Genomic DNA, 12,919 nt, shown 5'->3' on the forward strand with positions numbered 1-12,919 from the left:
GACTCCACCGTGGCCCGGGCCCACCACCACGCCGCCGGGATGGCCGTCGATGCGGAGTTGCTCGAAACCCTGGAGAAAGCGGTCGCGGAGGAAAAGGGGCTTCGCCAAAGGGACAGAACGCCCCGGTAGCCGAGCCGGACGAACAGGCGGATGCCGCCCGCGAGGAGCGACGGCGCCTGCGCCGACGCCGCAAGGCCCGGCTCCGCGCAGCGGAACTGGGGCGCTCGCGCAAATCGAGGCCGTGTGGCGGGCCGGCGGCGAGCCCGTCACCCTCCACCCGCACGCTCCTGGTGGCATCGCCGACCCTACCGAGGTCGCTGCCCGCCTCGCCCGCTTCGACGGCCTTCTGCTGCCGGGCGGCGGCGACATCGCCCCCACCGCTACGGAGCAGCCGACGCGCACGAGGCCGTCTACGTCGTCGACGACCGTCAGGACGCCTTCGATCTGGAACTCGCCCGGCAGGCCCTCGCGAGCGGGCTGCCGCTGCTGGCCGTCTGCCGCGGCCTGCAGGTGGTCAACACGGTACTGGGCGGGACACTCCACCAGGGCATGGGCGGCTCGGAACGATAGAATCGCCACGTCCGTCACCCCGTCTCCATAGCCTCCGGTTCGGCCCTGGCCCGGGTCACCGGCGTAGACAAGGCAGAGGCCTCGTGCTACCACCACCAGCACGTGGACCGGCTGGGCGAGGGGCTGACTGTCACCGCCCGCACCGCCGACGGGACGGTCGAGGCCGTCGTGTTAGCCGAAGGCGCCGGGTGGCTCCTGGCCGTTCAGTGGCATCCCGAGGACGCCGCGCATGAGGACCCGACGCAGCAAGGTCTCTTCGACGCACTGGTCCGGGCCACCTGCCGGGCGGTCTGAAAAAGGCCAGAAGTCACGCCGCGGGTCGGCTCGGCCGGGGTCAGCACTTGGCGCTCAGCCCGCTGCGGCGCGGTGTCGGATTTTCGCCCTTCAGCAGTGACCTGCGGCGGTCCTCACCCTGTTCCTCCACCTGGAGGACCACACGGCGCAGTCCGTCGGCGAGCGTGCGGCACTCCGCACCACTCAGCCGAGCGGTGACGAAGGCTTCCTTCTCATTGACGCCCAGGAGGACGAGCCGCTCGTCGGTGGGATGGCGGGCCCGCCGCCGCATCCCCCGCGATTCCAGGGTGCGGGCGACACCGGTCAGCGTGCCCTTGGAGATTCCCGCCTCCTCAGCCACATGCCGGGTCTCGGACTCGCCCCGCACCCACACCACCACGAAGGCGGTCCACGTCAGGTCCGAGCCGCGCAGCACGGAGTTTTCCAGATGCTGACGCACGGCGGGCGCAGCCCGGTAGATATTGGCCACCGCGGCCATCTGTTCCCGGCGCAGGGGAATGCCGCCGAGCTTCTCCGCCTCGCTGATGGACCGCTGGCTGGGCACCGTGGCTCCCCTCATGTCGCTGCCGGATCGCGGGCTCCCGAGGCCGCGATCGTTCGGCATCAAATTGTGTCCGACCGCGATCCCGCTCCTCGTCGTCCCCATTGACCGTGCTCTCTGCCGAACCGTCGAATCTCCAGTTGTCTTCACCTGGCCGTCCCACGGCACCGATCGTCACATCCAGGTGATGCGGGCGCCGCCATTGAATGCGGTGACGGCTCGAGCGCCCGAGGCGCCATCGAGATGCTGGGGCGGGCCGGCTCACCGGACTGGCTGGTGGCTGTTCAGTGACATCAAGAGGACACTGTCACTACAGACCTGATGAGCCAGACCGTCTTCGAGCCGCTGTTCGAAACGCGCCCGTCGGTAGACCAAACCAAAAGTGATCAAGATTCAGCTGAGTCCAAGGAACTGATTTTTTGAGATAAAGAAGCAGGGCAGTGTGATGCGCGACCCCGGATTCCACGACAATGCAGGGATCCTGCCGGAGCTGGACAACGAAAAGTACGCCGTCCTGGACGCGCGCGGTGTTCTGATAGCACTGAGCTCGGGGGCGGAGGGCTTGCTCGGCTACAGGGCGGCGGAGATCCGAGGGTGGCGCGCGACAGATCTGCTGCACCCCAGTTCGGAGGCTTCGGGGCTCGTGCGACGCTGGCGAGCAGGGGGAGAGGTGCAACGGGGGCAAGCGGTTCTGCGTCACCGGAGCGGACGTGGCATCGAGGTCATCCTGCAGGCGTGTCCGATCGTGTCCACGGACGGTGACGCACAGTGGCTGGTGCAGGCATTGAACGCCGAATCAGTGCGACGGTACGAACTCGGTGAGGCGCTCTTGAGGGGATTGTTCACCGAGTCACCCTTCCTCATCGATGTCTTCGACAGACAGTTTCGGTTTGTCGCCCAGAATTACTCTCAGCAACGTGCCGTAGGGTTTGTTGGCAAGGATTTCACTGGGCGCACAATGGCCGAGGTGGCACCTCCTGGTCTGTTGGACATGGTGGCTCTTGAGGCACGGCAGCGGCAGGTCCTGGAGACGGGAAAGGCGCTGATCCAAACCGAAGTCCGCGGCCGCACACCCGACGATCCCGACCGTGAACACGTGTGGTCCGAATCCATTCTTCCGCTCCGGAACCGGTCCGGGGATGTAACGGCGCTGGCACACACGGTTGCCGACGTGACGGAACGGGTCAGAGCCCGGGAGCGGTTGGCTCTGGCCAACGACGCGAGCATGCGCATCGGTACCACGCTGGATGTACTGCGGACCGCCCGGGAATTCGTCGAGGTGGTCGTACCGGAGTTCGCCGACTATGCCTATGTCAACCTGCTGGACCCGGTCTTCGACGGCGAGGAGCCGACAACTGGTCCGATCAGCGCAGAGGTACCGCTACGCCGTGCCGCCAGCGCAAGCGTGCCAGGGGGGCCGGGGGAAGACTTGGTGCCGACGGGCGATGTCGATCCATTCACCTCTGGGCTGGAGTCGTTTTTCAACCAGGCATTGATGAGCGACACCCCCCTGCTGCTGACCGGAGAGGAACTGCTCCGGGCACTCACTCCAGTGGATCCCCGCCGGGCCGCCGTGGTCCGCAGATACGGGGTCCACTCGTGGCTGCTGGTACCGATGTCCGCGCGGGGCAGGGCACTGGGCGCGGCGGTCTTCGTCCGCTTCCAGCGCGCCCATGGGTTCGAAGCAGATGACGTGCCACTGGCACAGGAAATCGCCACACGCGCAGCCGTGTGCATCGACAACGCCCGTCGTTACACCCGGGAGCGGACCACGGCTCTGGAACTCCAGCGCAGCCTGCTGCCACAGCAACTACCGGGGCTCCGTGCCGTGGATGCAACGTCGCGCTACGTGCCGGCGAGGGGGCACACAATGCTGGGGAGTGCTTGGTTCGACGTGATTCCGTTGTCGGGCGCGCGGGTGGCATTGGTGGTGGGGGATGCGGCGGGTCACGGCCTTCAGGCTGCCGTGACCATGGGGCGGCTGCGAACCGCCGTACGGACACTCGCCGATCTCGATCTGTCCCCCGACGAACTGCTCGCCCATCTGGATGCCCAGGCAGGTACGTTCCACGACGAGCACGGCGAGCGTCTGACGGGCAGGGCGGCAGGCGCGACGTGCCTGTACGCCGTCTTCAACCCGGTCTCACGACGCTGCGTTCTGGCACGAGCAGGTCATCCACCACCCGCTCTCGTCTCAAGTGTCGGGAAGGTCGAGGTTCTCGACCTTCCCGGCGGTCCTCCCCTCGGTCATGGCGGTCCTCCGTTCGAAAGCAGCGAGATGACTCTGGCCGACGGGGACCTGCTCGTGCTGTACAGCGTCGCCCTCGTGAACTCGCCAGGCCAGAGGGCCAACACCGGACCTCCACTGCTGCGCGAAACGCTGTCCGACTGCCAACGATTCCTGGCCGAACCGTCCGGCGCCGGGTCCGGTCTCGATGCTTTCTGCGACGCGGTGATCGACCGTCGGCTGCCTGCACACCCGCAGGACGACGTGGCACTCCTCGTCGCGCGAGTGCACGAGATGGACCCGAACCGTCATGCAACCTGGGAGCTGCCGTCCGATCCCGAGGCTGTGGCTATGGCGCGCACACTCGCCAGGCGCAAACTCACCGAGTGGGACTTGGACAACCTGGTGTTCAACACAGAACTCGTCATCAGCGAACTGGTCACCAACGCCATCCGCTACAGCAGCCCCCCGATCCGATTGCGTTTGCTCCGCGACCAGAGCCTGATCTGCGAGGTCTCCGACGGCAGCAGTACCTCACCGCACGTACGACACGCTCTGGAGACCGATGAAGGAGGACGCGGCCTGTTCCTCGTCGCAAAGCTCACCCGGCTGTGGGGCACCCGGTACCACGCCCGTGGTAAGACCATTTGGGCTGATCAGCCGTTCTCCGGTGTGTCGGAGGACGACACCGTGCCCTTCCCCCTGGAAATCGAGGACATCGAGGCCCTGTAGTCAGAGGACCTCCCGCTTGAATGCGTGTTATTCGGGTCTGCTGCACGATCGAGTGACATCTTGACCTGCCCCACCTCTCAGGTTCCAGTTCTGCTGGCTACTGACACGAAAAGTTCAGAGTGTGAGGTCAGCCCGCTGAGATGGGTTCGAAGCGGAGGGTCAGGCCGAGGCTGTTGGCTTCCTTGACCATGCGGCGCATGGCGCGTTCGGGGTTGCGCTTGGCGAAGTAGTCGGCGCCCAATTCGCGGTAGGGGACCTGGTCGTGGAGCACGTGCCAGATCGCGATGGCGATTTTGTGCATGACGGCGACCAGGGCGCGTTTCGCGCCGCGGCGTGCGGCGATGCGACGGTGGAACACAGCGAGGTAGGAGTCCTTGTTGCGGACTGCCGCCATGGCGGCGACCCCGAGCAGCCGTTTGAGGTTGGTGTTGCCGTGCCGGGTGCGCCCGGAGCGGTTCACGCCGGCGGACTCGCTCTGTCCGGGGCAGACCCCGATCCAGGAGGCGAGGTGGTGGGCAGTGGCGAACTGGGCCATGTCCCCGCCGGTCTCGGCGATGACGATCTCGGCCGCGAGGCGGCTGATGCCGGGGATGGTGTCCAGCAGGTCGAGGTCGTGTTCCTGGGCGGCCAGCAGTTCGGCGATCCGCACGTCGAACATCGCGGCCGTCTCGTTGAGGTGGTCGATCTGGTCGAGGTAGTGGCGGACCATGAACCCATGGTGCGGCGTGAAGTCCCCGTCCAGGGCCTCGACCAGTTGCGGGATCTTGGCCCGGGCCTGGCGGACGGTGAGGTCGGCCAGCCGCTGCGGGTCCCGCTCGCCGGCGACCAAGGCTTCGAGGATCGCCCGGCCCGAGACGCCCACCACGTTCGACAGGACCGAGGTCAGCTTGAAGCCGGTGTCCTCCAGCTCCTTCTCCAGCCGCTGGGCCTCCGCGCCCGCGGCCCGGACGACCTCGGTCCGGCGGCGGGTCAGATCCCGCAGTTCCCGGACGGTGCGGGGCGGAACGAAGGAACCCATCACCATACCCGAGGCCCCTGCGCGGGCCAGGAACGCCGCGTCGCTCGGATCGGTCTTGCGGCCCCGGATGCCCTTCAGGTGGGAAGGGTTGACCAGCATCAGGTTCAGGTGCGGCTGCAGCAGGTAGTAGACGCTGCGCCAGTAGTCCGAGGGCGCTTCCATCACCACGACCTCGCCCCGGGACCTGTCCCCGGGTGGTGGACACCTCTGATCCCGGCCCCGCCAGGGGCCGGGGAGGAGGGATCTCTTATGGTGATGAAGGTCTACTCGCCCGAGTTCAAGGCGGACGCGGTCGCGCTGTACCTGTCGGATCCGGGCCATACCTTCGAGGGCATCGGCAAGGATCTGGGGGTCAGCCGGGAGACCCTGCGTAACTGGGTGCGGGCCGAGCGGGCCCGCCGCGGTGAGCGCGGCACGACGAGCACGAACACGAAGGACGTCCCGGTGAGCGAGGCCACGAAGGAAGAGCTGGAGGCCGAGATAGCGGCCCTGCGCGCGGAGAACAAGGACCTGCGCAAGCAGAACGCGACGCTGGCCACCGAACGGGACATTCTCCGCAAGGCGACGAAGTTTTTCGCCACCGAGATGAACTGGTGAACCGCTTCACGTTCATTGAGGACCACCACCGCGCCTGGGGCGTGAAGCGGTTGTGTCACGTGCTGGAGGTCGCCCGCTCCAGCTTCTACACATGGCGGGCCGGCCGCCAGGCCCGCGCCGCGCGTGAGCGGGCGGACGCCGCGCTCGCCGAGCGGATCAGGGCCGTGCACGCCGAGTGGGACGGCACCTACGGCCGCCCCCGGATCACCGCCGAGCTCCGCGACGGCGGTGAGCGCGTGAACCACAAGCGCGTCGGACGGGTCATGCGCAAGTACGGCATCGCCGGGCTGCGGCTGCGCAAGCGCCAGGTCACCACCGTGCCCGAACCGTCGGCCACGCCCGTGCCGGACCTGCTGCGGCGCGACTTCACCGCCAGCGAGCCGAACACCAAGTACGTCGGCGACATCACCTACCTACCCGTGGGTGACGGCGAGTTCCTGTATCTGGCGACCGTGATCGACTGCTTCTCGCGCCGCCTGGTGGGCTGGTCGATCGCCGACCACATGCGCACCTCGCTCGTCGCCGACGCACTCCGGGCAGCCGCCGCGAACCGCGGCAACCTGGCCGGAGCCGTCTTCCACAGCGATCACAGAGCGCAGTACACCTCCCGCCAATTCGCCGATGTCTGCGCCGAGTTGGGGGTGCGGCAGTCCATGGGCGCGGTCGGCACGAGCGCGGACAACGCGCTCGCGGAGAGCTTCAACGCGGCCCTCAAACGCGAGACGCTCCGCGGCGCCCGTTGCTTCGACGGAGCCCGCGCCTGCCGCCTGGCCGTCTTCCGCTGGACCACCCGCTACAACACCCGCCGACGACACTCGGCGAACAGACAACAGGCACCGATCGCCTACGAGCAACAGTCAGCTACCCTGACACTCGCCGCATAACGACACGAACAGGTGTCCACCCTACGGGGACAAGGCCCCCCGTCGTTCGACCAGCCAGGCCAGCAAGCGGCGGATCTCGGCCTGGCTGGTGCCGAACCGCTCGGTCTCCAGGCTCCACCGGCCCGCGTGCGTGGTGCTGGGGGTGCGCACGCAGCCGACCAGGAACCGCTTGCCCAGGTCCACCCCTGCCGACCGCAGATGGATGACCTCGTCCTTCACGTCCAGCCAGGCCATGACCGGCTCCCTCCCACGCAGGGACGCATGAACGCGACGGGCGGCCCGGAGGGGTCAACGGGACGGAGCGGAGACTGACACATGTGCTCCGCGCGCCCGATGGCGACCCTGACACAAACCGTGGTTCCCTCAGCGACCCCCAAAACCATCCTGACTTACGAGCTCACCGGCATCGCAGTAGCACCGGCCTGACCGGGACACCCAGGCCCATTTTCCCAGCCACGGGGTGATCACGTCAGTGACTCTGGGTTCCTGACTTCGGCGTATTAGGGTCAGTTCGGTCTGTCGAGAGCGAGGCCTGTCCCGGTGAGGTATCCGCCGAGGATGTTGTGCCGGTACTGCAGTGCCTTGAGTCGCCTGCGGAGCAGGCTCTCCAGCTCGCCGAGCGTGCGGGTGGCCAGGTTGGCCAGGCTCCGCTTGATGTGCGCCCACAGGCCCTCGACCGGGTTGAGCTCGGGCGCATACCCGGGCAGCAGGACCACTGTCAGCCAGTCCCGCTCGGCCGCGAGCGCTTGCATCGTCTTGGAGATGTGGGTGTTCAGCCGGTCCCACACCACGATCAGTGGAGCCTTGAGCAGTTGGTGGGCGCCGTCGAGCAGGTGGATGTAGTCGCTCTCGCCGAGCGAGCGGCGCTCGCCCTTGCGGCCGGTATGCCGGCGTACCCGGTAACACAGGCGGGCGGGCAGCCCGGGCCGGTAGCACAGCAGTCCGGCCACCGAGAGCCGTCCCCGGCTGCGGCCGGACACCTTGACCCTCGGGGTGCTCCCGCGCCTCCCCCAGGCGCGGCCCTTGGGCGGACGGCCGGTCACGCCCGCTTCGTCCTCGAAGCAGATGAACGCGCCGGTCACCGCCCGGAGGGTTTTACCTCCTGCCAGGTCACCTCCCGCCATGAGGTGATCGCGTCCTCGTCGCGCTCGGCAGCGGGCCGGGCGGGCATCTGCACGCTGCAGCCCATGCGGTGCAGCAGCCGGGTCACCCCGGAGACGCTGTAAGAGATGTGGAACTTCCTCCCGATCAGCGTGCGCACCCGGGATGCGGTCCACACCTGGTCGTCCGCCCAGCCGTGCGCGGCCGGCCCCTCATCCAGCCACGTCGCGAGCTTGGCCTGCAGGTGAGGACCGAGCCGGGAGTCGTAGCCGCAGGGACCCTTGGAACGCAGTTCTTCGCGCCCGCCCGTCCTCCAGGCGCGGCGCCACCGATAGACCGACTTCTCACTCACCCGTAACTCCCGCACGATGCACGGGACTTCCGTGTCCTCCTCGAAGAGGTCAACGGCCCGCATCAGTACCTCTTCCCGACGCCTGCGCTGCTCGGCGGTCAGCCCGCCCCCCATCCGGATACCGCATACCCCCGGCCTACCAGCTCGGACGGACCACGTCACCGGCCCCGACACACATCCAGACCACGAGACGCCGAAGATGCTCCTATGACTGTCAAGCCGCTGGGGCCAGGTTGGTTTGGGTGATTTGCCCAGTCGGTGTCCTGGTTAGAGCGCGGTAGACCTCGCGGGCGACGAATCGCTTGAGGCAGCGCATGATGTCCTTCTTGTTCAGCCCTTCCTTGGTTCGGCGGTCGACGTAGTCGCGGGTGCGTGCGTCGAAGCGCATGCGGGTGAGCACGATGGTGTGCAGTGCGTTGTTCGCGGCCCGGTCGCCGCCGCGGTTGAGGCGGTGGCGGTGGGTGCGGCCGGAGGATGCCGGGATCGGGGCGACCCCGGCCAGGTGCGCGAACGCGCCCTCGGAACGCATGCGTTCGGGGTTGTCCCCGGCTGAGGCCAGCAGTTGACCGGCGGTCTCGGGGCCGACGCCGAACAGCTCAAGCAGCGCGGGGGCGGCCTGCCTGACCAGCGGGCCGATCTCTGCGTCCAGCTCGGCGATCTCCGCGTCGAGTGTCTGGTGGCGTCGGGCGAGCCGTCGCAGCGAGGCCCTGGTCGCCGTCAGCGGGCGGGACAGATCGTCGCCGGGCCGCAGCCGGGCGAGGGTGCGTATCAACATGGCCCTGTCCAGTGCAGCGAACTGCTCGCGCAGCAAGGCGGGCGCCGAGACCAGTAGGGCTCGGATCTGGTTCATCGCCTGGGTGCGGGTTTTGACCGCGCTGCGGCGGGCGACCCTCATCACTCGGACCGCTTCGACGACGCCGTCCCGGCTTTTGGGGATGCCGGTGGCGCGCCCGGACAGCACGGCCGTCGCGGCTGCATAGGCATCGATCGGGTCGGACTTGCCCTTCGTCCGCCGTGTCTTGCGGTCGGGGCGGTCCACGTCGACGACGGCAACGCCGGCTGCTGTCAGCACCCGGGCGAGTTCGGCTCCGTAGGCGCCGGTGCCCTCCACTCCCACCGCGACGAGTGCGCCGTGTGAGCGCATCCACTCCAGCAAATCCCGGTAGCCGCGGATGGTGGCCGGGAACTCCCGGTCGGCCAGGTGCCGACCGACTGTGTCGATCACTGCGGCATGGTGCGTGAGACCGTGGGTGTCGACTCCGCCGGTGATCTGCGGGCCATCGTGCGTCATGCTGGTCATGTCCGTCCTTGTGGCGTGTCCGTTCCGAGGGCGGCACGCGCCGGTCGGGCGGGTGGACAAGACAGTGACGGGGCTTCTGGACCAAGCTCCTGACTTGTTGAATCGAGCCCAGATGCTCGGTCTGCAGCCGTAGCGTCCAGGGTGTCGGTCGGCACGGGCCCGCAGTGCTTCTTGCCGCCTTCGGGCTGGCTCACTGATAGCGTGCCGCCGCCGGCCGACACCCGCGCGGTGTGGCTCGACAGAGGCATGAAGGTGACATGGTGACTTCAAGTCAGGGTGCCCACCGCACTTCCCTTCCTGTCTCTTCGAGTGCGAGGGCAGCAGCCTGTGATCCTGATCGGTGTCGATCCCCACAAGTTGTCCCACACCGCTGTCGCCGTCGACCCCGCGGGCCATCAGGTGGCCCAGCGCCGGTTCGTCGTCAACGCCGGGACCTTCCGCCAGCTGATGCGCTGGTGCGAGCAGTGGCCCGACCGTCGTTTCGCGGTCGAGGGCGCCGGCGGCCTGGGCCGTACCCTCGCCCAGCAGCTGACCGCCGCGGGCGAGAACGTCGTCGACGTGCCCTCCACCCTCTCGGCGCGAGCCCGGCTGCTGGCCACCGGCGGCGACCGCAAAACCGACGCCAAGGACGCCCTTCACATCGCCCAGGTCGCTCTCTTCCGTCATGACCTTCGAGCCGTGGTCCAGGAGGACCAGACCACGATCCTGCGGCTGTTGACCGAGCGCCGAGACGACCTGGTCCACGAACGCACCCGCGTCCTGAACCGCTTCCACGCCGTCCTCCGCGATCTGCTGCCCGGCGGTGCCCCCACCGGCTTGTCGGCAGACAAGGCCGCCGTCCTGATGAAGGGGATCCGGCCGGTCACAGCCACCGACAACTGCCGCCGGGACATAGCCCGTGACCTGCTGGCCGACCTGCGCCGCCTCGACCGGCAGGTCAAGGACAACGAAGCCGAGATGCGCGACGCCGTCGCCGCCACCCGCACCACGCTGACCACCCTGCCCGGCCTAGGCACCGTGCTGGCCGCGAAGGTCATCGGGCACATCGGGGACGTCAGTCGCTTCCCCACGGAGCACCACTTCGCCAGCTACACCGGCAGTGCACCCCTGGACGCCTCCAGCGGCAACAACGTCCGCCACCGGCTCAACACCGGCGGCAACCGCGCGCTGAACTCGGTTCTCCACACGATCGCCGTCTGCCAGATCCGCGACGGCGGGCGTGGGCAGGACTACTACCTCCGCAAGATCAGCGAGGGAAAGACACCGTCCGAAGCCCGCAGAGCCCTGAAGCGACGCCTGTCCAACGTGGTCTACCGGATCATGAAACGCGACCAACGGAGACACCTCGCTCAAGCCGCTTGACACACAGAGGCGCTATAAGGTCACAAACGCCCGTCCGGCCGCGTGCGTGGCGGCCCTGCCGATGAGCCGACAAATCTTAAACAGGACAGTCGATGACGTCAGTCAGTAAGTGAGTCAGGCTCACCAGCAGAACCGCCAGTCACATTCTCACTGTCAGTAAGTGAGTCAGGCTCACCAGCAGAACCGCCAGTCACATTCTCACTGTCAGTAAGTACCTCTTCGAAGAGATCAAGGCCCTCGGCTTCACGGGCTGCCTGAACCTCCTGCACAAGTACATCAACCAGGGCCGCGCGGACGCCGACCGCAGCCATATCTCCCCGCGCAGGCTCGCCCGGATGTTGCTGACCAGGCCCGACAACCTCAAGGCCGAGCACCACGATCTCCTGGCCAAACTCACCATCGCCTGCCCCGAGATGACCCAACTGGTTACCGATATCCGGGACTTCGCCCCGCTCCTTGCGCCACGCGCCGACAACGCCGACGCGCTCACGTGCTGGATCGCCCAAGTCCGAGCAGCCGACCTGCCCCACCTACATGCCTTCACCCGTGGCCTGGACCGGGATAGCGCCGCCGTGATCGCCGGGCTCACGCTTCCGTACAGCAACGGTCCCACCGAGGGCGTCAACACCAAGACCAAACGGATCGCACGCCAGATGCACGGACGAGCAGGCTTCACCCTGCTCCGCCACCGCATCCTCCTCGGATAGCCGCACCCTCCGTCACCACCGAATGTGAGACAGGGCCGTTAGATTTACACTCCCGGATGTATCGCTTGTAGCAGCAGAGTGCGGCTGCGAGCCCCAGAAAGCCCAGGTAGTTGCGAGGGTTCGTTCGTAGCGGGGGCTGAGTCGGCGGTAGCCGGACAGCCACGACATGGTGCGTTCGGTCACCCAACGGTGGCGCCCCAGACGCTCGCTGAATTCGATGCCCTTGCGGGCGATGCGTACGCCGATGCGCTTGCCGCGGACCTGTTTACGCAGGTCGGGCTGGTCATAAGCCTTGTCAGCGTGGAGCTTGCGGGGCCTGTAGTGTCGGCCTCGATCGGGGGCGTGTCTCGATTGGAGCCCGGCGATCATGGGCTTGAGCCCCTGGCTGTCGTGGGTGTTGCCACTTGAGATAGCGACCACGAGAGGCAGTCCCGACCGGTCGGACAGGACATGCATCTTGGAACCTGGCTTACCCCGGTCCACGGGGCTCGGACCTGTGTGTTCGCCCCCCTTTGTCGCGCTTACATGGGCGGTGTCGAGGACCACACGGGAGAGGTCGAGCAGCGCTTTTGCGGCGAGTTTGTCGAGCATGGCCTGGTGCAGTCGCCCCCATAGGCCGGCTCTGGACCAGATCAGGAACCGCCGATGGGCCGTGGACTTCGAGATTCCGAAGCGTGGCGGCAACGTCCTCCAGGCGCAGCCGCTGACCAGCACATACACGATGGCTGCGAACACTGCCTGATCAGGAGTGTTCAGTGTCCCTCCGCCCTGCGGACGCACCCGCGTCGGCGGCAGCAAGGGCTCCGCGATCTCCCACAATCCGTCCGGCACGATCCAGCTCCACGTTCCCCGCCCCATGCCGGGACAACGTCCAACTCGCCACGTATAACACGGTCTTAATGCCCACTCACAAAAGTCCATACCTGACTCTTGACTGGTCTGGACCAATCGCGCTTTGCTGCTGGGGTCACCATTCACCCCCCACCTCGGGAGTGGCACATGAGCACAACCATGCCCATCAGGCCTCGCAAGCCCGCTTATGGCAGGCGCATCACAGCAATGCTGGCCGTCCTGGCCGGCCTCCTCGGCGCGTTCACCGTCCTCGGCGCCGCGAGCCCCGCGGCGGCGGCGGACTGTGCCGCGGCCTGGAGCTCCGGCGCGGTCTACACCGGCGGCATGACCGCCTCCTACAACGGCGACAATTGGCAGGCCAAGTGGTGGACACAGGGCGAGA

At 67.5% G+C, this 12,919-nt stretch carries 8 protein-coding genes and 4 pseudogenes; 6 read left to right on the forward strand and 6 right to left on the reverse strand.

Features of this window, described 5'->3' with window-relative positions; translation table 11 throughout:
• Window positions 1-220 precede the first annotated feature (220 nt).
• Window positions 221-864, forward strand: a pseudogene (locus ACZ4MF_RS47665) (gamma-glutamyl-gamma-aminobutyrate hydrolase family protein); the annotation flags it as partial.
• A 40-nt stretch (window positions 865-904) separates the two neighbouring features.
• Here ACZ4MF_RS47665 and ACZ4MF_RS47670 read toward each other — a convergent pair.
• Window positions 905-1,408, reverse strand: a complete 504-nt coding sequence (locus ACZ4MF_RS47670; RefSeq protein ID WP_467500563.1) for a MarR family transcriptional regulator — start codon at window positions 1,406-1,408, stop codon at window positions 905-907.
• A gap of 442 nt (window positions 1,409-1,850) precedes the next feature.
• Here ACZ4MF_RS47670 and ACZ4MF_RS47675 point away from each other — a divergent pair, with 442 nt between their 5' ends.
• Complete coding sequence (locus ACZ4MF_RS47675; RefSeq protein ID WP_467500565.1) at window positions 1,851-4,364, forward strand: SpoIIE family protein phosphatase; 2,514 nt, start codon at window positions 1,851-1,853, stop codon at window positions 4,362-4,364.
• 127 nt (window positions 4,365-4,491) lie between these two features.
• Here ACZ4MF_RS47675 and ACZ4MF_RS47680 read toward each other — a convergent pair whose 3' ends face one another.
• Window positions 4,492-5,544 (reverse strand): IS110 family RNA-guided transposase, encoded by a 1,053-nt coding sequence (locus ACZ4MF_RS47680; RefSeq protein ID WP_467500567.1) that lies wholly within the window; start codon window positions 5,542-5,544, stop codon window positions 4,492-4,494.
• 87 nt (window positions 5,545-5,631) lie between these two features.
• On the opposite strand from ACZ4MF_RS47680, the gene ACZ4MF_RS47685 reads away from it, so the two are divergent.
• A protein-coding gene (locus ACZ4MF_RS47685; protein ID WP_467500569.1) for an IS3 family transposase occupies window positions 5,632-6,863 on the forward strand; the annotation gives its coding sequence in 2 pieces (ribosomal slippage) (window positions 5,632-5,953 and window positions 5,953-6,863; 1,233 coding nt in all).
• 21 nt (window positions 6,864-6,884) lie between these two features.
• Here ACZ4MF_RS47685 and ACZ4MF_RS47690 read toward each other — a convergent pair.
• From ACZ4MF_RS47690 to ACZ4MF_RS47700, 3 genes and pseudogenes are all read right to left on the reverse strand, one after another.
• Window positions 6,885-7,097 (reverse strand): hypothetical protein, encoded by a 213-nt coding sequence (locus tag ACZ4MF_RS47690; protein WP_467500571.1) that lies wholly within the window; start codon window positions 7,095-7,097, stop codon window positions 6,885-6,887.
• A gap of 272 nt (window positions 7,098-7,369) precedes the next feature.
• Window positions 7,370-8,443: pseudogene (locus tag ACZ4MF_RS47695) on the reverse strand (IS630 family transposase).
• An 87-nt stretch (window positions 8,444-8,530) separates the two neighbouring features.
• Window positions 8,531-9,616: an IS110 family RNA-guided transposase gene (locus ACZ4MF_RS47700; RefSeq protein ID WP_467500573.1), complete on the reverse strand. Its 1,086-nt coding sequence runs from the start codon at window positions 9,614-9,616 to the stop codon at window positions 8,531-8,533.
• Between the two features lie 327 nt (window positions 9,617-9,943).
• Between ACZ4MF_RS47700 and ACZ4MF_RS47705 the strand changes: the two genes are divergently transcribed.
• Together ACZ4MF_RS47705 and ACZ4MF_RS47710 are read left to right on the forward strand one after the other, a co-directional pair.
• A complete protein-coding gene (locus tag ACZ4MF_RS47705; RefSeq protein WP_467500575.1) occupies window positions 9,944-10,978 on the forward strand; it encodes an IS110 family RNA-guided transposase in 1,035 nt (344 codons plus the stop codon).
• A gap of 212 nt (window positions 10,979-11,190) precedes the next feature.
• Window positions 11,191-11,685: pseudogene (locus tag ACZ4MF_RS47710) on the forward strand (transposase); the annotation flags it as partial.
• A 52-nt stretch (window positions 11,686-11,737) separates the two neighbouring features.
• Here ACZ4MF_RS47710 and ACZ4MF_RS47715 read toward each other — a convergent pair.
• Window positions 11,738-12,543, reverse strand: a pseudogene (locus tag ACZ4MF_RS47715) (IS5 family transposase); the annotation flags it as partial.
• A 153-nt stretch (window positions 12,544-12,696) separates the two neighbouring features.
• Here ACZ4MF_RS47715 and ACZ4MF_RS47720 point away from each other — a divergent pair.
• Window positions 12,697-12,919: carbohydrate-binding protein (locus tag ACZ4MF_RS47720; RefSeq protein WP_467500577.1), on the forward strand; the 223-nt coding region annotated here is incomplete at its 3' end.

The sequence above is a fragment of the Streptomyces sp. NPDC025793 genome (assembly GCF_055558375.1).